The organism is Ideonella alba (assembly GCF_018069845.1).
In the GTDB taxonomy this organism is placed as follows: Bacteria; Pseudomonadota; Gammaproteobacteria; order Burkholderiales; family Burkholderiaceae_C; genus Ideonella; species Ideonella alba.
This window is the reverse complement of sequence record NZ_JAGQDD010000002.1, coordinates 399,348-417,638: the sequence shown is the minus strand read 5'-3', so window position 1 is coordinate 417,638 and position 18,291 is coordinate 399,348. Positions and strand designations below refer to the sequence as shown.

The 18,291-nt window shown below is 72.7% G+C and carries 19 protein-coding genes; 8 read left to right on the top strand and 11 right to left on the bottom strand.

Annotated features, from left to right (window positions below):
* Nucleotides 1-29: 29 nt before the first annotated feature.
* From KAK03_RS05590 to KAK03_RS05580, 3 genes are all read right to left on the bottom strand, one after another.
* Nucleotides 30-1,205, bottom strand: a complete 1,176-nt coding sequence (locus KAK03_RS05590) for a DUF5666 domain-containing protein (RefSeq protein ID WP_210852192.1) — start codon at nucleotides 1,203-1,205, stop codon at nucleotides 30-32.
* Nucleotides 1,206-1,228: 23 nt separating this feature from the next.
* Nucleotides 1,229-2,113, bottom strand: coding sequence for a DUF6502 family protein (locus KAK03_RS05585; protein ID WP_210852191.1), 885 nt, complete (start codon nucleotides 2,111-2,113; stop codon nucleotides 1,229-1,231).
* A 102-nt stretch (nucleotides 2,114-2,215) separates the two neighbouring features.
* Nucleotides 2,216-3,454, bottom strand: coding sequence for a DUF5666 domain-containing protein (locus KAK03_RS05580; RefSeq protein ID WP_210852190.1), 1,239 nt, complete (start codon nucleotides 3,452-3,454; stop codon nucleotides 2,216-2,218).
* A 265-nt stretch (nucleotides 3,455-3,719) separates the two neighbouring features.
* On the opposite strand from KAK03_RS05580, the gene KAK03_RS05575 reads away from it, so the two are divergent.
* Nucleotides 3,720-4,988: a glycosyltransferase gene (locus KAK03_RS05575; RefSeq protein ID WP_210852189.1), complete on the top strand. Its 1,269-nt coding sequence runs from the start codon at nucleotides 3,720-3,722 to the stop codon at nucleotides 4,986-4,988.
* A gap of 56 nt (nucleotides 4,989-5,044) precedes the next feature.
* On the top strand, nucleotides 5,045-6,214 hold the full coding sequence (gene dinB / locus KAK03_RS05570) for a DNA polymerase IV (protein WP_210852188.1): 1,170 nt from the start codon (nucleotides 5,045-5,047) through the stop codon (nucleotides 6,212-6,214).
* Nucleotides 6,215-6,316: 102 nt separating this feature from the next.
* Here the strand turns inward: dinB and KAK03_RS05565 are convergent, their stop codons facing one another.
* Both KAK03_RS05565 and KAK03_RS05560 read right to left on the bottom strand, forming a co-directional pair.
* A complete protein-coding gene (locus tag KAK03_RS05565; RefSeq protein WP_210852187.1) occupies nucleotides 6,317-9,040 on the bottom strand; it encodes a serine/threonine-protein kinase in 2,724 nt (907 codons plus the stop codon).
* Between the two features lie 6 nt (nucleotides 9,041-9,046).
* Complete coding sequence (locus KAK03_RS05560; RefSeq protein ID WP_210852186.1) at nucleotides 9,047-9,454, bottom strand: YbaN family protein; 408 nt, start codon at nucleotides 9,452-9,454, stop codon at nucleotides 9,047-9,049.
* Nucleotides 9,455-9,549: 95 nt separating this feature from the next.
* Between KAK03_RS05560 and KAK03_RS05555 the strand changes: the two genes are divergently transcribed.
* The 4 genes from KAK03_RS05555 (at nucleotide 9,550) to KAK03_RS05540 (ending at nucleotide 12,582) form a co-directional block, all read left to right on the top strand.
* Complete coding sequence (locus KAK03_RS05555) at nucleotides 9,550-10,059, top strand: hemerythrin domain-containing protein (protein ID WP_210852185.1); 510 nt, start codon at nucleotides 9,550-9,552, stop codon at nucleotides 10,057-10,059.
* A 9-nt stretch (nucleotides 10,060-10,068) separates the two neighbouring features.
* Nucleotides 10,069-10,971, top strand: coding sequence for a LysR family transcriptional regulator (locus KAK03_RS05550; protein WP_210852184.1), 903 nt, complete (start codon nucleotides 10,069-10,071; stop codon nucleotides 10,969-10,971).
* Nucleotides 10,972-11,050: 79 nt separating this feature from the next.
* Nucleotides 11,051-12,205, top strand: coding sequence for an alpha-hydroxy acid oxidase (locus KAK03_RS05545; protein WP_210852183.1), 1,155 nt, complete (start codon nucleotides 11,051-11,053; stop codon nucleotides 12,203-12,205).
* An 89-nt stretch (nucleotides 12,206-12,294) separates the two neighbouring features.
* Entirely contained in the window at nucleotides 12,295-12,582 is a 288-nt protein-coding gene (locus KAK03_RS05540; protein ID WP_210852182.1) for a hypothetical protein, read from the top strand.
* A gap of 34 nt (nucleotides 12,583-12,616) precedes the next feature.
* Here the strand turns inward: KAK03_RS05540 and KAK03_RS05535 are convergent, their stop codons facing one another.
* The 4 genes from KAK03_RS05535 to KAK03_RS05520 form a co-directional block, all read right to left on the bottom strand.
* Nucleotides 12,617-13,027 (bottom strand): DUF1801 domain-containing protein, encoded by a 411-nt coding sequence (locus KAK03_RS05535; RefSeq protein WP_210852181.1) that lies wholly within the window; start codon nucleotides 13,025-13,027, stop codon nucleotides 12,617-12,619.
* 37 nt (nucleotides 13,028-13,064) lie between these two features.
* Nucleotides 13,065-13,958 carry a KPN_02809 family neutral zinc metallopeptidase gene (ypfJ, locus tag KAK03_RS05530; protein WP_210852180.1) on the bottom strand — a complete coding sequence of 298 codons (894 nt, stop codon included), beginning with the start codon at nucleotides 13,956-13,958 and terminating at the stop codon, nucleotides 13,065-13,067.
* A 112-nt stretch (nucleotides 13,959-14,070) separates the two neighbouring features.
* The gene (locus KAK03_RS05525; RefSeq protein ID WP_210852179.1) at nucleotides 14,071-14,385 is read right to left on the bottom strand and encodes a hypothetical protein; all 315 of its coding nucleotides are present in this window, start codon (nucleotides 14,383-14,385) and stop codon (nucleotides 14,071-14,073) included.
* Between the two features lie 108 nt (nucleotides 14,386-14,493).
* Complete coding sequence (locus tag KAK03_RS05520; protein ID WP_310738483.1) at nucleotides 14,494-15,027, bottom strand: deoxycytidylate deaminase; 534 nt, start codon at nucleotides 15,025-15,027, stop codon at nucleotides 14,494-14,496.
* A gap of 39 nt (nucleotides 15,028-15,066) precedes the next feature.
* Between KAK03_RS05520 and KAK03_RS05515 the strand changes: the two genes are divergently transcribed.
* Nucleotides 15,067-16,104 (top strand): 2-dehydropantoate 2-reductase, encoded by a 1,038-nt coding sequence (locus KAK03_RS05515; protein ID WP_210852177.1) that lies wholly within the window; start codon nucleotides 15,067-15,069, stop codon nucleotides 16,102-16,104.
* A 72-nt stretch (nucleotides 16,105-16,176) separates the two neighbouring features.
* Nucleotides 16,177-16,701, top strand: coding sequence for an Mpo1 family 2-hydroxy fatty acid dioxygenase (locus tag KAK03_RS05510; RefSeq protein WP_210852176.1), 525 nt, complete (start codon nucleotides 16,177-16,179; stop codon nucleotides 16,699-16,701).
* Nucleotides 16,702-16,720: 19 nt separating this feature from the next.
* On the opposite strand, the gene apbC is transcribed toward KAK03_RS05510, so the two are convergent.
* Together apbC and KAK03_RS05500 are read right to left on the bottom strand one after the other, a co-directional pair.
* Complete coding sequence (gene apbC, locus KAK03_RS05505; RefSeq protein ID WP_210852175.1) at nucleotides 16,721-17,812, bottom strand: iron-sulfur cluster carrier protein ApbC; 1,092 nt, start codon at nucleotides 17,810-17,812, stop codon at nucleotides 16,721-16,723.
* A 96-nt stretch (nucleotides 17,813-17,908) separates the two neighbouring features.
* Nucleotides 17,909-18,223 carry a WYL domain-containing protein gene (locus tag KAK03_RS05500; protein WP_210852174.1) on the bottom strand — a complete coding sequence of 105 codons (315 nt, stop codon included), beginning with the start codon at nucleotides 18,221-18,223 and terminating at the stop codon, nucleotides 17,909-17,911.
* Between the last annotated feature and the right edge of the window lie 68 nt (nucleotides 18,224-18,291).

Genomic DNA, 18,291 nt, shown 5'->3' with positions numbered 1-18,291 from the left:
CCCGGCACACGGGCCGGGGCATCAGGCGATCAGTTGTCTGCCTTGATCTCCGAGGCCAGCACCGTCGTGCCATCGCTGGACAGCACGCCCTTGACCTCGATGCGCAGCCCGGCCACCAGTTGGGCCGCCGTCAGACCGCCGCGGAAGGTGGCCGCCGAGTAGTCGACCTTCTGCGAGCCCTTGTTCAGCACCAGGGTCTTGCTGGCCGCGTTGACGCTGGCGATGGCGCTGGTGATCTCCACCTCGACCGGCTCGGTGCCACCGCCACCACCACCGCCGTCCTCGGCCTTCTTGATCTCGACCTTGGTGGCGCGCAGCACGCCGCCCTGCATCTTGCCTTCGGCTTCGATGGTGACGCCTGCCGCCAGCGTGGTGCCGCCGCTGAGCGCGGCGCCGCTGGCGTCCACGGTGATGCCCTGCACCACCAGGCTGGACAGCGAGGTGTAGCTGGAAATCACGCCTTCGACCTCGACCTCGGTGTCGTCGGCCGGCACCTTGGCGGTGGAGGCTTGCGCACTCAGCAGGGTCCAGGTGTTGGCCGCCACCGGCGAGGTGGCCAGCTTCAGGCGCATCACCGCGCCCACCGCCAGGCCGTCGGGGGCGGTGGTGAAGCGGATCGTGGCGCCGCCCACGGTGAAGCTGTTGCTGCCCACGCTGCCCACCTTGCCATGCAGCCGCAGCGCACTGACACCCGAGCGGTGCTGGATGCGGGTGGCGGTGTAGCGCTGGTTGGAGACGTCATACAGGCCGTAAACCTCGACCAGGTCACCCACGGCCACGGCACGGTCGGTGGCCGGGGTCGGCAGGATGGACACGGTCTGGCCCAGGATGGTCAGCGTGCCGGCCACGTCGTCGCGCGCATCCACCCGGCCCAGCAGTTCGCTGACCACGGTGATCGCCTTGGCGGTGGCAGTGGGCAGCGGCGTGGTGCTTCGGTCGAGCTTCTCGCCATCGATCTGCACCACCATGCCCAGCAGCAGGTCCACGTTGGCGCCGCTGTCGTCCTTGGCGGTGACGCCGGTGTCGTCATAGCGCACGCCATTGACGATGACCGAGCCGAAGCCGCTGATCGGCCCCGAGGCATACACCGGCTGCGTGCCGGTGCCCTGTTCGGAGACACCGCCGCCGCAGGCCACCAGCAGCGCCAGGCTGCCCAGTGCCGCGGCCAACGCGCGGCGCAGCGGGAAAGCTTGAGGAAGGTTCATGGTCGGACTTTCTGTGCGATGCCTCAGCGCGCCGGGGCCGATGGATCGGCGGGCGGCTCCGAGGGCATGGTAGCGGGCGCCGGCGGGGGCGTCTCGGTCGCGTCATGGTGGTAGATGCCCAGCAGCAGGCGTCGCCGCGGCTCGTCGCTGTCGGCGCCTTCCTCGATCAGGCGTTCGAGCGCCGGCACCACGCGGCCCCGGAACTCGGCCCAGTGTTCGGACACCAGGCGCTTGACCTCGGGCACAGCCGACTGCGGCACCTCGTGGGCCACCAGGGCCCGCTCGAAGAAGGGCTTGTCATCACGCAGCGCGTTCTCGACCGCGGCCATGAAGTGCGCACCGACGTTGTCGCCGAGCACGCGGATCAGGCGCGGCAGGTCGTTGGCCGGCACCGCGCCGTCGCGCTCGAAGGCCACCCGCGCGCCGTCGTCGACCAGCCGGCAGTAGCCCAGACGCACCATGTCGTCGAGCAGGCTGCGCGGGTGCACGTCGGAGGTGATCTCGCGCGCCAGGGTCTCGAAGCTGGGCTTGGCGCCCTGGCGGGGCAGCGTGGCCGGCTGGCCCTGGCTGTCGCGGTAGTCGGGGTCGATCTGCCAGTGCAGGTAGATCTCGGCCGCCACCGGACGGCGCGGCCGGGCCTGCTGCAGGTGGCCGTGGATCAGGCGCGTGACCTCGCGCCGGTTGATGCCGGTGGTGGCGCTGACGCGGCTGACCTGGCGGTGCGGCTGCGTGCCGGGGTTGGCCTCGCGGGCGGCCTGCACGAAGGCCTGCTTGAGCCGCTCCTCGATGACGCCGAAGTGCACGCCGCGGGCGACCGCCAGCCGGGCCAGCGGCAGCAGCGTGGCGTTGGCCGCCTCCAGCATGGCCTGCTGGTCGGCCGGCAGTTCGTCGGGGATTTCCTGGCTCATGGACGAGTGCGATCTTACCGCTTCGCCCGAGGAAATGTGCGATTTACACACAGATCCCCGGGCGAGATGGGGCTATCCCACCGAGGAGAAAAGGCCCCGGGCTCAGTCCTCGCGCGAGATACGCGAGGCCATCAGGGTGTTGCCATCTGGCGACAGCCCGCCCTTGACCTCGACGCTCAGGCCATCGGCCAGCGAGGCTTCGCTGACGTCGCGCCATTCGCCGACCTGGCTGTAGTCGACGGTCACGCCGCGCAGGGTGAAGCGCTTGGCCGCGGTGTTCAGACCGGAGATCTGGCCGTGCAGTTCGAAGTCCTCGCTGTGGTGGCTGTCATCGCTGTCTTCCAGCTTGACCTCGCGGGCCACCAGCACGCCATCGCGCAGCGCACCTTCGACCTCGACGAAGGCGCCCAGCACGATGACCGAGCGGCCATCCTTGAACTCGGCGCTGTCGGCGTTCACCGGCGTGCCATCGACGCTGAAGCGCGTGGCCGAGGTCCAGGCGGTGATGAAGCCCCGCACTTCGGATTCGGAGCGGTCATCGCCCGAGCTGCGGCGGCCATCCTCCAGCGCGGTGGCCACCCATTGGCCGGCCACCTGGGTCGGCTGCACCCGCACCCGGATCCAGGCGCCGTTGGCCAGAGTGGCCGGGACGGCCGTGACCGAGGCGTAGTTGATGACGGCGCTGCCGATGCGGAAGGTCATGGCCGTGGTGTCGAGGTCGGCCACCACGCCGCGCAGCTTGAACTCGCTGCTGCTGCTTTCGCGCTCGATCCGGCTGGCCACATAGGCGCCCTGCGTGGCATCGAAGCGCGCGTGCACCTCCAGCAGCTGCCCCACGCTGATCGCCGAGAAGCCGCCGCCCAGGCTGTCGTCGAACACCGTGTTCGACGTGACCAGCACGGTCTGCCCCAGCATGCTGATGGTCTGGGCGCCCAGGTTGACCGCGGTCACGCGGCCCTTGAGTTCGCTGCCGATGCGGATGGTCAGCGCCGTCGCACGGCCGCTGTTGCGGTCGATCGAGCCGCCCTCGATCTCGACCTGGCTGCCCAGGTGCAGATCGTCGCGGGAGAGGCGGCCGCCCTTGTCGTCCAGCACGGTGGCGGCGCTGTCGTCGAAGCGCACGCCGTTGACGATGATCGAGCCGAAGCCGCTGATCACGCCCGAGGTGAACGACACGGCGGAATTGGAGCCGCCGTTGTGGCCGGAGTCGTCGGTGCCACCGCCGCCGCCGCCACCACCGCAGGCCGCCAGGCCCAGGCTGAGGGTGAGGGCGCTAAGACGGCCCAGGAACTGCCGGCGAGAAGCGGCAGGAACGGAAGAACGGGTTGCGATGCGGACCATGAGTCACTCCTCATGCCAGAGCACCTGCGGGGCGCGCTGGCCGATTGGTGATTCCTGCATCCCTGCCCGATGCCTGAACCTGGATCCGGCCCGAGGGCCGGTGGTTGCGCTGTGAATCAGCGTGGTTGAATAATAAATGTGCTCTTTGCACTTTTCAAGAGCGGGATGCCAAGACCCATCTCATCACAGGGTTTTTAGCGACGCACCGCCGCCCCCTCGCCCAGCGCCCGGGTTCCTACAATCGCCGCATGAGCGGTCACGCCCCATGACAGCGCCCCGCGCCGACCGGCCGCCCGAGGTCGTGGTGGTGGCCGTCGGTTCCGGCGGCGATGTGCTTCCGCTGGCTGCGGTGGCCCTGGCACTGCAGGCCCGAGGCCGGCGCGTGCAGATGCTGTGCCCGGCCTCGCAGCAACCCCGCCTGTCGGCGCTGGGGCTGTCGGTGGCACCGCTGCTCAGCGCCGAGCAGGAACAGGCGGTGCTGGCCAACCCCGCGCTGTGGCAGCCCGCCCATGCGCTGGACAGCTTGTGGCCGATGGCCCTGAGCGCGGCACAGGCCACGCTGACCGCGCTGGACCCGCTGGTGCAGGCCGGCGCGCGCCCGCTGCTGCTGGGCAGCACGCTGGCCCTGGGCGCCCGGCTGGCCGCCGAGCGCTGGCAACTGCGCTGGATCACCGCCCACGGCGCGCCCGCCTGGCTGTTCAACCCGCACGACTTTCCCCGCCTGCCCGGCGCCGGCTGGCTGCGCGCATGGCCCGCCGCCTGGCGCGCCCCGGCCTGGCGCTGGGCAGAGCGCCGCTGGCTGGACCCCCAGCTGGACCCCGGCTGGTCAGCGCTGCGGCAGGCCTGGGGCCTGCCGGCGCAGCCCGCCCGCCAGCTGATCAGCCGCGGCCTGTCCAGCCCGGGGCCGCTGCTGGGCCTGTTCCCCGAGGGCTGGGCCGGCCCGCCCTGGACACAGCGCCTGCACTGCACCGGCTTTCCGCTGTTTGACGGCCACGCCGCCGGCGCCCCGCTGCCACCCGCCTGGGCCGACTGGCTGGCCGAGCGCCGGCCCATCGTGGGCCTGGCCGGCACCGCCATGTGGCAGGCCGGCGCCTGGCAGCAGCGCCTGGCCCGGGCGGCCGAACGCCTAGGCCGGCCGCTGCTGCTGCTGGGCCCGGCGCCGGCCGGTGTCGCCTGGCCGGGCGACTGCCGCCAGGCGGTGGACCTGCCGCTGCGCGCGGTGCTGCCCCACACCGACCTGGTGGTCAGCCATCCGGGCGTTGGCACCACCGCGCTGGCGCTGGCCGCCGGCGTGCCGCAGCTGCTGGTGCCCTGGGCCTTCGACCATGCCGACAATGCCGCGCGGCTGCAGCGCCGGGACGTCGCCCGGGTCGTGCCGCCATCGACCAGCCTGCCCGGACTGGTCCGCCAGATGCAGGCCATGCTGGCCGACCGCGCGCTGCGGGCGCACTGCCGGGCCTTCGCGGCCACTCTGCCGCCGGGTGATCAGGCCACCGCGGCCGCCGCCGACGTCGTCGAGGCGGCACTGCGCTGACCCCGCACCCGCCGGCCAGCGCACTGGCTACACTGGAGATCCATACAGCCTCCACCATGTCGCCGCCGCGCCGCCTGATCGCCCACCTCGACATGGACGCCTTCTATGCGTCCTGCGAGTTGCTGCGCTACCCCGAGCTGCGCGGCCAGCCGGTGGTCATCGGCGGTGGCCGGCGCCACCAGCCCGAGCGCGGCCCCGACGGCCAGTGGCGCTTCGCCCGCCTGGGCGACTACACCGGCCGCGGCGTCATCACCACCGCCACCTACGAGGCCCGGGCGCGCGGCCTGCACTCGGCGATGGGCATGATGAAGGCGGCCCAGCGCGCCCCCGAGGCCGTGTTGCTGCCGGTCGATTTCGAGCTCTACCGGGCCTGCTCGCGCCGCTTCAAGGCCGCCGTGGCCGAGCTCGCGCCGGTGATCGAGGACCGCGGCATCGACGAGATCTACATCGACCTGACCCAGGTCCCCGGTGCCCAGGAGACGGTGGGCCACGACCCGCTGGGCGGCGTGCGCGCGCTGGCGCGCGAGATCAAGAACAACGTGCGGCGCGCCACCGGCCTGACCTGCTCGATCGGCGTGACGCCCAACAAGCTGCTGTCCAAGATCGCCTCCGAGCTGGACAAGCCCGACGGCCTGACGCTGCTGATGGCCGACGAACTGCCCGACCGCATCTGGCCGCTGCCGGTGCGGCGCATCAACGGCATCGGCCCCAAGGCCGGCGCGAGGCTGCAGGCCATGGGCATCGAGACCATCGGCCAGCTCGCCGCCCATCCGCGCGCCGACCTGGTCGCCCGCTTCGGGCGCTCCTACGGTGCCTGGCTGCATGAGGCCGCCCACGGCCGCGACGATCGCCCGCTGGTCACCGACAGCGAGCCGGTGTCGATGAGCCGCGAAACCACCTTCGAGCGCGACCTGCACGCGGTGCGCGACCGCACCGCGCTGAGCCGCATCTTCACCCAGCTGTGCGAACAGGTGGCGGCCGACCTGGCCCGCAAGGGCTACACCGGCCGCACCGTGGGCATCAAGCTGCGCTTCGACGACTTCCGCACCGTCACCCGCGACCTGACCTTGCCCGAGCCCACCTGCGACGCCGCCGCCATCCGCCACGCCGCCGGCCTGTGCCTGAAGCGGGTCGACCTGTCCAGGCGCCTGCGCCTGCTGGGGGTGCGGGTCGCGAAGCTGGAGCGGCCGCCCAAGGGCGCGCCCGGGCGCAGCGGCGCGGCCTGATCGCCTGATCGCCAGGGCCTGGGGGCTGTCGCCCACACCCGCCCGGCCGACCCCGCCGCGGCCGCCCCTGCACCGGGTCCAGAACCAGAGCCAGCCAGGCCCTTACAGCCGCTCGATCACCGGGATCAGCGGGTGCGCCGGGCCGGCCGCGGCCTCCAGGTGCTGCCTCGCCAGGCGGGCGTCCTCGCGGGCGCCCGGGGTGTCGCCGCGCGCCTGGCGCAGCTGGGCGCGCAGCCACAGGCCTTCGGCGATGCCCACGCTGGCCTGCGCATCGATGGCGTGCGCGCGCGCCAGCTCCAGCACGGTCTCGGCGGCCTGCAGCGCCTGGTCCAGGTCGCCACGGCGCCAGGCCAGCGCCGCGCGCGATCGGTGCCAGGGACTCCACACATGGGGCGTGGTCGCGGCGGTGCGTTGCAGCAGCGTTGCGGTCTCGTCCAGCAGCGCCTGGGCCTGGTCCAGCTGGCCCTCGGCCAGCGCCACATCGATGGCCAGCATCAGCACCGAGCGCGCCTGCGGACGGCCGGCCCGGCGGGCGGCGGCCACCAGCACCTCGGCGCGCGCCAGGTCACGGCGTGCCGCCGCCACCTCGCCCAGCGCAAGCCGCGCCCGGCCCGCATACACCAGCGAGAAGCGCGCATTGCCAGGCGCCTCCTGGCGCAGGGCCTCGTCGGCCAGCTGCTCCAGCGCCTGGGCCGCTCGCCGCCATTGGCCCAGGGCCGACCAGGTCACCGCCAGCTCCATGCGCACCGGCAGCGGCTGGCTGCCCTCGTCGGCGCTGAAGCGGCCCTCGCCGCGGTGCGCCGCCTCGGCCTGCCGGGCCTGGCCCCCCTCGCGCAGCGCGCTGGCCAGCACCCCCCAGGCATTGCGCAGACCGGGCGTGTTGGCGCGGCCGATGTCGTCCAGCAGCGCGATGCTGCGCCGGGTGCTGTGCACCGCGTCGGCATGCTGGCCGGCCTCCAGCTGGGCCCGGGCCAGTGCATTCAGGGCCTCGGAGTGCGCCTCGCGCCGGGCCAGGCCGGCGCGTTGCTGCAGGTCCAGCGCCTGGCCGATCAGCGCCACCGCCTGGCCGGGCTGGCCGGCGATGCGCGCCATCAGCGCTTCCTCCAGCAGGCACTCGGCCCGCGCCGTGAGCTGACCGGTGCTCTGCTGCGGATTCAGGGCCTGGGCCTGCTTCAGCAGCGCCTGCGCGGCCTCTGACTGGCCAGCCATGGCCTGCATGGCGGCGCGGATGCACATCAGCTGCGCCAGCGCACCGGCGTCACCATGCTGCTGCAACAGCGGCGCCGCCTCATCGAACACCTCGTTGGCACGGCCCTGCTCCGAAATCCAGCGGAACTGCTCACCCACGCCCAGCAGCAAGGCGCCGCGCAGACCCGGATCGTCGCGGTACTGGGCACGCACCATCAGCAGCGCGCTTTCGAGCTGCTTGACCATCTCCTCGTCGGCATGGCGGCCGGCGAAATCGGACAGCACGAAGCTGGAGAGATCGGCCTGGGCCGCTGCCAGGTGCTCGGCGCGGCGGGCGGACTCGGCCTCGCGGTCGGCACGCTCGCGCGCCGCCAGCGCGGCGTCGCGCTGGGCGCGGGCCTCCTCGGCCTGCCACCAGGCCGCACCGGCGCCGCCCAGCACCGACAGCGTGGTGGCCGCCACCGCGGCGGAGGCCACCCGGTGCCGCCACACCGCCTTGCGCAGCAGCACCCACCAGGGCTCGGGCCGGGCCCGCAGCGGCAGATGCTGCAGGTGGCGGCGCAGGTCGTCGGCGAAGGCGTCGACGCTGGCGTAGCGCTGCCGGGGATCCTTCTGCAGCGCCGTGGCCAGGATGGTGTCCAGGTCGCCGCGCAGGGCACGTCGCAGCGCCGGGGTGGCGGCGGCCTCGCTGGCGCGCCGGGGCTCGCCGTGCAGCACCGCCTGCTCCAGCTCACCCCGCGTGCCGCGGTCCAGCCGGTAGGGGCGGCTGCCGCACAGCAGCTCGAACAGCACCACGCCCAGCGAGTAGACATCGGCCGCGGTGCCGATCGCGCCGCCCGAGAGCTGCTCGGGCGCTGCGTAGGGCACGGTGAGCGCGCGACCCAGCTCGCGGGTGAGCTCGCTGTCCTCGGCCACGCCATCCTCCAGCAGCCGCGCGATGCCGAAGTCCAGCAGCCGCACCTGACCCTCGGCGCTGACCAGGATGTTGCCGGGCTTGAGGTCGCGGTGCACCACCAGGCTGGCATGCGCATAGGCCACCGCGTCCATCACCTGCAGCATCAGGCCGATGCGCGCCGGCACATCCAGGCCGGCCTGCTGGCAATGCAGGTCCAGCGGCTGGCCCTGCACCAGCTCCAGCGCCAGCCAGGGCCGCCCCCGGTCGTCCACGCCGGCGTCATACAGGCGGGCGATGTTGGGGTGCGCCAGCGTGGCCAGGATCGCCCGCTCGCGCGCAAAGCGCTCGGTCAGGCCACTGCGCCAGCTCTGGGCGAAGGGCAGCTTCAAGGCCACCTGCCGCCCCTGCAGCAGTTGCAGGTGCTCGGCCAGCCAGACCTCGGCCATGCCGCCCTGCCCCAGGGGCCGCAGCAGCCGGTAGGGGCCGACCAGGTCCCCGCTGGCCAGCGGTTCCGGGCCGGCCGCAGCCAGGCTCGGCAGCGCGTTCAGCCGATCGGCCTCATCGTCCCCCAGGGTGAGCAGCCGCTGCAGCGGCTCGCGCAGGTCGGCGGCGTCGGCTGGCAGCGCCGCCAGCCAGGCCGTGCGGTCCGGCACCGGCAGGGCCAAGGCCTGGTCGAGCAGGCTGCGCAGGCGCTGCCAGGACGGTGCATCCAGGCCGCTCCAGGGGGTGGACCGCGGCGCCATCGGTGCTCAGCGCTGCCGGGTCGGCAGCGACCACATCCAGGCGGCCACGGCGCTGCAGCAGACCGCCGGCACCCAGCACCAGGGCGTGGGCAAGGCCCACAGCGCCCACAGGCTGCTGGCGGTCATCATGCCGGTGGCCAGCTGCTTGGCGCGCAGTGGCACCGCCCGATGGGTGCGCCAGTCCCGCACGATCGGGCCCCAGCGCGGGTGGCCCAGCAGCCAGGCCTCCCAGCGCGCGCTGCCGCGGGCGAAACAGGCCGCCGCCAGCAGCACGAAGGGGGTGGTGGGCAGCAGCGGCAGGAAGATCCCGACGATACCGGTCAGCAGGGCCAGCACGCCCGCCAGCAGCCACAGCGGCCGCGCCCAGGGCCAGCGAGAGGTCGTGACCGGGGGGGTGACGGGTGGAGCAGACATCGCTGCCGATGGTAGCCGCCCCTGAGCCAGCGCACACCGCCGCCACCGCGCCTGGGCGACAATCGGCGCCATTCCGACTGCCTGAACCCGCTGCCATGGCCTCGCTGCACTGGAGTCCCGAGATCGCCCTCGACCACCCCGAGATGGACCAGACCCACCTGGAGTTCGTCGATCTGCTGGCCGCCGCCGAAGACGCCCTGGCCCGCTCGCCGGCCGAGGGCCTGGCGGCCTACCGGCAGCTGGTCGAGCACACCGTGGGCCACTTCGGCCAGGAAGACCGCTGGATGGCGGCGTCCGGCTTCGCCCCCGAGAACTGCCACAGCTACCAGCACGCCCAGGTGCTGGAGCTGATGCAGGAGGTGACCCGGCTGGCCCAGGACGAACAGGACTTCGGCCCGCTCACGCGCGTGCTGCCCGAGCTGGCCAAGTGGTTCGTCCAGCACGCCCAGAGCATGGATGCCGCGCTGGCCTCGCACCTGCAGCAGGTCGGCTTCGAACCGGCCACCGGCCTGATGGCCCGGCCGCCGGTGGCGGAGGAAGCGCAGACCGGCTGCGGCGGCAGCAGCTGCTCGACCACGCCCGCCGAGCAGCCTGCCGCGGCCTGACCCGCCCGCATGGCCGACGACCTGCGCCTGCCCTCGATCGACGCGCTGCGCGCCTTCGAGGCTGCCGCGCGACTGGGCACCTTCGAACGCGCCGCCGACGAGCTGTCGGTCACCGCCAGCGCCATCGGCAAGCGCATCGCCTCGCTCGAAGACCTGCTGGGCACACCGCTGCTGTTGCGCGGCCCGAAGGCGCTGTCGCTCAGCGCGGTGGGCAAGGAGTACCTCGAGCAGGTGCGCGCCGCGCTGACGCTGCTGTCCGCGGTGCCGCTGCACCGGCGCAGCGCGCAGCGGCGGCAGAAGGTGCGCCTGTCGTCGCCACCCACCTTCGCGCGCGAGGTGCTGGTGCCGGCGCTGCCCGACTTCACCAGCGTCCACGACGACATCGAGCTCGAGATCACGCTGACCGTGCCCTACCTCGAGGGCCCGCTGAGCGACCCCGACCTGGAGGTGCGCTACCTGGCCACCGACGAGGGTGAGCTGCTGATGCACGACCCGGTGCTGCCGCTGGTCAGCCCGGCGCTGCTGGCGGACAGTGCCGCCTCGATCGAACTGCTGCGCACGCTGCCGATGCTGCGCACCCCGGCCGAGCCCTGGCTGCCCTGGTTCCGCGCCCAGGGCCTGGACTGGCCCGAGCCCGACCGCGGCCCGCGACTGGTCGACCTGGGGATGACGCTGGAAGCCGCCGCCTGCGGCCAGGGCGTGGCGCTGGCGCGGCCGTCGATCGCCCGCGCCTGGCTGCGCGCCGGTCGCCTGCAGCCGCTGCTGGGCGCCGGCCGGACCCCGGGCAGCGTCTCGGCCTTCGCCTACCGTCTGGCGCGCTGCAACGAAGACGCCGCGGTGCTGCTGGTGGCCGACTGGGTCAGCCGCGCCGCCGCCGACGCGGTGGCCCAGGGCGCGGCGCTGACCAGCTGATCCGGTCCGCCCCGAAAACTTTTCCGGCGCCTGGCCGGGCCGCTGCCGCTAGCATCCCGGCCCACAGGAGACACACGACATGCCGGTGATCACGACGATTGAAGACCTGCGCCTGCTGGCCAAGCAGCGGGTGCCGCGGATGTTCTACGACTACGCCGATTCCGGCTCGTGGACCGAGGGCACCTACCGCGCCAACGAGAGCGATTTCCAGCCGATCAAGTTCCGCCAGCGCGTGGCCGTCAACATGGAAAACCGCAGCACCGCCACCACCATGGTCGGCCAGGCGGTGAAGATGCCGGTGGCGATCGCCCCGGTGGGTCTGACCGGCATGCAGCACGCCGACGGCGAGATCCTGGCGGCCAAGGCGGCCGAGAAGTTCGGCATCCCGTTCACGCTGTCGACGATGAGCATCTGCTCGATCGAGGACATCCGCGCCCACACCACGGCGCCCTTCTGGTTCCAGCTCTACATGATGCGCGACCGCGAGGCCATGGCCCGCATGATCGGCCGCGCCAAGGACGCCGGCTGCTCGGCGCTGGTGCTGACGCTGGACCTGCAGGTCATCGGCCAGCGCCACAAGGACCTGAAGAACGGCCTGACCGCCCCGCCGCGGCCCACCCTGGCCAACATCATCAACCTGATGACCAAGCCGCGCTGGTGCCTGGGCATGGCCGGCACGAAACGCCGCACCTTCGGCAATCTGGTGGGACATGTCAAGGCGGTCACCGACATGAACTCGCTGGCCTCCTGGACCAACGAGCAGTTCGACCCGCGCCTGTCCTGGCCCGACATCAAGTGGGTCAAGCAGCAGTGGGGCGGCAAGCTGATCCTCAAGGGCATCATGGACGAGGTGGACGCGAAGCTGGCGGTGGAGTCCGGCGCCGACGCGATCGTCGTCAGCAACCACGGCGGGCGCCAGCTCGACGGCGCCGAATCCAGCATCCATGCGCTGCCGCGCATCGTCGACGCGGTCGGCTCGCGGATCGAGGTGCACATGGACGGCGGCATCCGTTCCGGGCAGGATGTGCTCAAGGCCTGGGCGCTGGGCGCCAAGGGCACCTACATCGGCCGGGCGATGGTCTACGGCCTGGGCGCGATGGGCGAGGAAGGCGTCAGCAAGGCGCTGCAGATCATCCACAAGGAGCTGGACGTGACGATGGCCTTCTGCGGCCACACCCGAATCACGGATGTCGGCAGGGACATTCTGCTGCCGGGTTCCTTCCCCACCGCCTGAGGATCAAACTGCCCGCTCGGACGACCGTTTTTCCGGTCCTTGCACCGAGCGCGGCCACGCGAGCATGGTGGCACGCCAAGGAGTGCCCCATGACGCTGATGCAGCTGAGCGCGATCCACCACTGGTTGCTCGACCACAAGGACGCGCGTCCCCTCGAGTTCCACACCTGGGACGGTGTGTTGACCGTGTGGCTGATGGGCTGGCTGGGCGCGCCGGCCGAGCTGCTGCTGGACGAACCCTGGGGCGTGGTGGCCTGCGCGCTGGCGCTGCTGGTGCCGCGCAGCTACGTGGGGCTGCGCGCCCGGCTGCACCGCCGTGGCACGCTGCGCTGCGACTGGCTGCACCTGCGCGGCTCGGTGGACACGCCCGCCGCCTGATCCCGGCAAAGTGCGGGGCCCCTGACGGGCCTGCTCAGACCGGATCCTCGCGCGGCACCCGTGGTGGCCGCTCGGCCGCGCGGTCGCGGGCCTGCACCAGGGCCGCCGACACCACCATCTCCAGCAGCACCGGATCCACCACATCGGACGGATCGAGCCGCCACTGGCGCGCGCCGCGCAGCGCCGGCCGCTCGGCCAGCACCGCCTCGGGCCAGGCGCCGCCCTGCAGCATCTGCAGGTTCAGGTGTCCGCGCGCGGGCATCAGGGCCAGGACCGCCAGGCCGTCCATCGAGAAGACCAGCTTGCCCCATTGGATGGATTCGGTCAGCCCGGGGCCGGCCTGCTGCACCTGCCGGCGCAGCGACTCGGCCTGCGCGCGCAGCGGCGGCGGCAGGAAATCGACCCAACTGGCCACCAGGGCCTTGCTCCGTCCGGCATGCCGCATCGCGGCCCTCCGATAGGGGGGCCGATGATCCGCCCCCTTACAGCTCCCTGGCTGCGAACGTATCACAGTCGCGCAGCTGCGCGCCCTCCAGGCCCTTGCGGAACCAGCTCACCCGCTGGCGGCTGCTGCCGTGGGTGAAGGTCTCGGGGACCACGCGGCCCTGCGCCTGCTGCTGCAGCGCGTCGTCACCGATGCGGCTGGCGGCGTTCAGCGCCTCCTCGATGTCGCCCTGGTCCAGCCAGCGCTGGGCCTGCTGCGACTGGCGCGCCCACAGGCCGGCCAGGCAGTCGGCCTGCAGCTCCACCCGCACCGACATCGCATTGGCCTGGGCCGGGCTCTGGCGCCGGCGCATCGCGTCGACCTTGTCGGTCACGCCCATCAGGTTCTGCACATGGTGGCCCACCTCGTGGGCGATCACATAGGCCTGGGCGAAGTCGCCCGGCGCGCCCAGGCGGCTGCGCAGCGTGTCGTAGAAGGCCAGATCGATGTAGACCTGCCGATCACCCGGGCAGTAGAACGGCCCCATCGCCGCCTCGCCGCGGCCGCAGGCGGTGGGCGTGCTGCCGCGGAACAGCACCAGCGTCGGCGGTTCGTAGATCGAGCCGGCCGACTTGAACAGGCCGCCCCAGACATCCTCGGTGCTGCCCAGCACGGCGGCGACGAACGCGGCCTCGGTGTCGCCGGCCTTCGGTCGGCCGACGTTGCCGGTGGCGGGCGCCGCCGCGGGCAGCTCAGCCCCGCCACCCAGCACGCCCAGCACCGTCATCGGGTTGATGCCCAGCAGCCAGCTGGCCAGCAGGGCCACGACGATCGTGCCCAGGCCCAGGCCGCGGCCGCCACCCAGGCGCAGGCCCGGGCCAGCCCCGCCGGCCGGACCGGCCTCACGCCGGTCGTCGATCTTGTCGCTCTGTCGTTGTCCTTGCCAGCGCATGGTGCCTGCCTCCTGCCGTGGCGAAGGCGACGGCCTCCCCCACCGGCATTCTGCGCAGGCCCGGGCCGGCGCGCCAAGGGCGGATCACCCCCGGTCGCGGCGTGGGCGCCACTCAGGCGTGCAGATGCCGCGGGTCGGCGTCCTGCTCGTAGGCGCGGAACAGGTGCAGGGCCAGGCGGCGCAGCGGATCGCTGGCGCTGGCATGGGCACTGGCGATGCAGTCGAAGGCGTAGGGGCGGTCGTAGCACATGCGCGCCACCTGGACGGTCTGGCCCTCGCCGGCCATCAGGGCCTGGAAGCGCAGCAGGTCGGCCATCGACGCGCCGCGCGCCAGCGGCAGACGACGCGGCAGCAGCGGTGCCCGGCTCAGGCTGACCGGAGCGACCGGCGGACGGGTGGGGGTGTGCGTGGGGGCGTGGGGTTGCATCGCAGGCTCCTGGCGGTCGGCAGGGACCGCATGGCTGCCGATGGTGCGCCGCCGCAGGCCGCCGCCAAGGCCGGATAAGCCGGGCCAAGGCCGGCCGTCTCCCCGCTCTCAGGCCCGGGGCGCCGCGCCCTGCAGGTAGCCGTCCAGCGCCTGCACCCAGGCGTCGGCGCGCAGGTCGGCCTCGGCCAGGCTGAGGATGCGCACGCCGGCGTCGCCCAGCATCTTCAGCGCGGCCTCCTGCGAGCGTTGCTGGTGCGGCTTGCGGCGCAGCCAGACCACCTCGGTGATGCCGACCTGGATGATCGACTGGGTGCAGCGCGGGCAGGGAAACTGCGTGGTGTAGATCCGGCTGCCGGTCAGCGGCAGGGTCACGCAGTTGAGGATGGCGTTCATCTCGGCGTGCACCACGTAGCTGTGCCGGGACAGGAAGGGGTCGTCGTCCTGGTCGGACCAGTAGACCGGGTCCTGGTCCGAGCAGCCCCGCGGCAGACCGTTGTAACCCACGCCCAGGATGCGGTGGTCGGTGCTGGCGATGCAGGCGCCATTGCGCGTGCGGCCGTCCTTGGACCGGGCCGAGGCCAGCAGGGCCACGCCCATGAACATCGAATGCCAGTCGATCAGGGCCTTGTTCACGTCATTCACGGCCGCCAGCATAGCCCATGGCCGGGGTACGCTTGGCCCATGGCCGATGACGACAACCCGGTTCCACCTGCCACCGTGCTGGTCATGGGCTGCGGCAGCGTGGGCGCCTTCCTCGCCGCGCGGCTGCAGGCCGCCGGCGCGGTGGTGCACTGCGTCGGCCGCGGCCGCATGCTCGACGCCCTGCGCAGCCACGGCCTGCGCGCCACCGACATCGAGGCCGCGCCGGTGGAGTTGCCGGCCGAATCGCTGCACCTGCACGAGCGCGTGCCTTCGGGCCTGCTGCCCGACCTGACGCTGCTCACCGTCAAGTGCAGCGGCACCGCCGATGCCGCCCGTGCCCTGGCCCAGCGCCTGCCGCCGGGCTCGCCGGTGCTGTGCCTGCAGAACGGCATCGACCAGGCCGGCCAGGCCCGCGCGCTGGCGCCGCGCCTGGACTGGCTGACCGGCATGGTGCCGTTCAATGTGGCCGAACTGGAGCCGGGCCACCTGCACCGCGGCACCACGGGGCGGCTGGCCGCCCAGGACGCGCCCGTCGTGCAGCGCCTGGCACCGCTGTTCGCGCACGCCGGCCTGCCACTGGCGCGCCACGCCGACATGCGGCCGGTGCAATGGGGCAAGCTGCTGCTGAACCTGAACAACCCGGTCAATGCCCTCTCCGGCCTGCCGCTGCGCGCGGAGCTGATGAACCGCGGATACCGCCGCATCCTGGCGGCGCTGCAGCGCGAGGCCCTGGCCGCGCTGGCCGCCGCCGGCATCACCCCGGCGCGCATGACGCCGCTGCCGCCGCACCGCCTGCCGGCCCTGCTGGAGGCCCCCGACTGGCTGTTTCGCCTGCTGGCGCGGCGCATGCTGCGGATCGACCCGCAGGCGCGCTCCAGCATGGCCGATGACCTGGCCCAGGGCCGGCGCACCGAGATCGACGACCTGTGCGGCGCCGTGGTCCGCCTGGGCCGCGAGCACGGCGTGCCCACACCGCTGAACGAGCGCATGCTGTCACTGGTGGGGACCTGGCCGCCCCCGGGCGAATGGCCCAGCGCTGACGGCCTGCGCCAGGCGCTGCAGGCCCCCGGATCCTGAACCGACCTGCACAAGCCGCTGCCGAACCGCTACGATCCAGGCATCGTGCCTCGAGCCGCCGAGGAGACACCCATGCGCACCGTCTTCCAACCCGCCACCGACCTGCTGGTGCAGTACGCCCGCCTGCACCGCGACCGGCGCAACATCCTGACCCATGCCGTGGGGGTGCCCCTGGTGGTGTTCGCGCTGGGGGTGCTGCTCGGACGCCCACGCTGGGACAGCGGCTGGACCCCCGCCTGGGCGCTGTGGTGCCTGACCACGCCCTGGTACCTGTCGCGCGGCCAGGTGGGCCTGGGCGTGGCGGCCACCCTGCTCAACGCCCTGCTGCTGGCGCTGGCCACCCCGCTGGCGGCCACCGGCTCGTGGCTGGTGGTGGGTGTCGGCGCGCTGCTGATGGGCTGGTCGGCGCAATGGGCCGGCCACTACTACGAGGGCCGGCGCGCCGACGCGATCGACGACCTCACCCGGCTGCTGGTCGGCCCGCTGTTCGTGGCCGCCGAGGCGCTGTTCGCGCTGGGCCGCTGCCGGCCGCTGCGCGAGCAGATCGAGCGCGCCGCCGGGCCCACCCGGCTGCGCGATCTGACGGTGCCGGCCTGAGCGGCACCCCGCCAGGGCCTCAGGTGCCCTTGGAGACCGTGATCGTCGGGAACTTCGACGAGTAGTCCTTGGCCTTCTTGGCCACCGCCACCGCCACCTGGCGCGCCACGCTGCGGTAGATGCCGGCGATCTCGCCGTCGGGGTCGGCCACCACGGTGGGGCGGCCGCTGTCGGCCTGTTCGCGGATCGACAGGTTCAGCGGCAGCGCGCCCAGGTAGGGCATCTTGAAATCCTGCGCCATCTTCATGCCGCCGCCCTGGCCGAAGATGTGCTCGGTGTGGCCGCAGTTGGGGCAGCAGTAGACCGCCATGTTCTCGACCACGCCGATGATGGGCACGCCCACCTTCTCGAACATGCTGACACCCTTGCGGGCGTCCAGCAGCGCGATGTCCTGCGGCGTGGTGACGATCACCGCACCGGTCAGCGGCACGCGCTGGCTGAGCGTGAGCTGGATGTCGCCGGTGCCCGGCGGCATGTCGACCAGCAGGTAGTCCAGATCCTGCCAGTTGGTCTGGCGCAGCAGCTGGTCCAGGGCCTGGGTGGCCATCGGGCCGCGCCAGATCATCGCCTGGTCGGCCTCGACGATGAAGCCGATCGACATCACCTGCACGCCGTGGCCGATCATCGGCTCCATCGACTTGCCGTCCACGCTTTCCGGGCGGCCGTCGATGCCCATCATCATCGGTTGGCTGGGGCCGTAGATGTCGGCGTCCAGGATGCCCACGCGGGCGCCTTCGGCGGCCAGCGCCAGCGCCAGGTTGACGGTGGTGGTGCTCTTGCCCACACCGCCCTTGCCCGAGGCGATGGCGATGATGTTTTTGACGCCCGGCAGCAGCGGCACGCCGCGCTGCACCGAGTGGGCGGTGATCTTGAACGCCAGATTGGCGCTGACATTACCCACGCCCGGCACCGAACGCGCGGCGGCGATCAGGGCCTGGCGCAGCGGCGGGATCTGGGTGGCGGCCGGGTAGCCCAGTTCCACATCGAAGGACACGTCGGTGCCGTCGATGCGCAGGTTCTTCAGCTGCCGGGTGCTGACCAGGTCCTGCTGGGTGTTGGGATCAACGACGGTCTGCAGTGCGGCGAGCAGGGCGGATTCGGTCAGTGCCATGGGGAATTCGGAGCGTGGATGGGGTGGGACGCGGCGCAGTCTAGCCCAGGGCCGATACCCTGCCCCGCGCCGGGCCCTCCGGCGCCGCTTGAGCGCTCAGTGATCGTCCTGCTCGCAGGCGCGGCGCAAGTCGGCCAGCGGATCGTCCACCCGGCAGGCCCGGTCCAGGTCGTAGGCGCGGCGGATGCGGTCGATGCGGAAGGCGCGGTCCTTGCCGCGGGTCTCGCAGTGCGCCAGGATCTGCTGGCGCGGACCACGCTCCAGCAGGTGCGAGATCTGCACCGTGCGGACGCTGACGCCGCCGTCCTGGGTCTCGTAGTGGATGCGCCAGCGCGCCTGCAGCGCCCGTGCGCCGGGCGGCACGCCGGACGGCGAATCGGGATCGTCGCTGGGATCGGGGGGCAGGCTCACAAGGGCGGCTCCGGGCAGGCAGGTCGGCAGGAGGAGGCCGGCAAAGACCCCTCCGGCAGCCTGACATC

What these genes read in the sequence shown, in the direction of transcription:
- KAK03_RS05590 (WP_210852192.1), bottom strand. Translation starts at nt 1,205, where the DNA reads ATGAACCTTCCTCAAGCTTTCCCGCTGCGCCGCGCGTTGGCCGCGGCA.
- KAK03_RS05585 (WP_210852191.1), bottom strand. Translation starts at nt 2,113, where the DNA reads ATGAGCCAGGAAATCCCCGACGAACTGCCGGCCGACCAGCAGGCCATG.
- KAK03_RS05580 (WP_210852190.1), bottom strand. Translation starts at nt 3,454, where the DNA reads ATGGTCCGCATCGCAACCCGTTCTTCCGTTCCTGCCGCTTCTCGCCGG.
- KAK03_RS05575 (WP_210852189.1), top strand. Translation starts at nt 3,720, where the DNA reads ATGACAGCGCCCCGCGCCGACCGGCCGCCCGAGGTCGTGGTGGTGGCC.
- dinB (WP_210852188.1), top strand. Translation starts at nt 5,045, where the DNA reads ATGTCGCCGCCGCGCCGCCTGATCGCCCACCTCGACATGGACGCCTTC.
- KAK03_RS05565 (WP_210852187.1), bottom strand. Translation starts at nt 9,040, where the DNA reads ATGGCGCCGCGGTCCACCCCCTGGAGCGGCCTGGATGCACCGTCCTGG.
- KAK03_RS05560 (WP_210852186.1), bottom strand. Translation starts at nt 9,454, where the DNA reads ATGTCTGCTCCACCCGTCACCCCCCCGGTCACGACCTCTCGCTGGCCC.
- KAK03_RS05555 (WP_210852185.1), top strand. Translation starts at nt 9,550, where the DNA reads ATGGCCTCGCTGCACTGGAGTCCCGAGATCGCCCTCGACCACCCCGAG.
- KAK03_RS05550 (WP_210852184.1), top strand. Translation starts at nt 10,069, where the DNA reads ATGGCCGACGACCTGCGCCTGCCCTCGATCGACGCGCTGCGCGCCTTC.
- KAK03_RS05545 (WP_210852183.1), top strand. Translation starts at nt 11,051, where the DNA reads ATGCCGGTGATCACGACGATTGAAGACCTGCGCCTGCTGGCCAAGCAG.
- KAK03_RS05540 (WP_210852182.1), top strand. Translation starts at nt 12,295, where the DNA reads ATGACGCTGATGCAGCTGAGCGCGATCCACCACTGGTTGCTCGACCAC.
- KAK03_RS05535 (WP_210852181.1), bottom strand. Translation starts at nt 13,027, where the DNA reads ATGCGGCATGCCGGACGGAGCAAGGCCCTGGTGGCCAGTTGGGTCGAT.
- ypfJ (WP_210852180.1), bottom strand. Translation starts at nt 13,958, where the DNA reads ATGCGCTGGCAAGGACAACGACAGAGCGACAAGATCGACGACCGGCGT.
- KAK03_RS05525 (WP_210852179.1), bottom strand. Translation starts at nt 14,385, where the DNA reads ATGCAACCCCACGCCCCCACGCACACCCCCACCCGTCCGCCGGTCGCT.
- KAK03_RS05515 (WP_210852177.1), top strand. Translation starts at nt 15,067, where the DNA reads ATGGCCGATGACGACAACCCGGTTCCACCTGCCACCGTGCTGGTCATG.
- KAK03_RS05510 (WP_210852176.1), top strand. Translation starts at nt 16,177, where the DNA reads ATGCGCACCGTCTTCCAACCCGCCACCGACCTGCTGGTGCAGTACGCC.
- apbC (WP_210852175.1), bottom strand. Translation starts at nt 17,812, where the DNA reads ATGGCACTGACCGAATCCGCCCTGCTCGCCGCACTGCAGACCGTCGTT.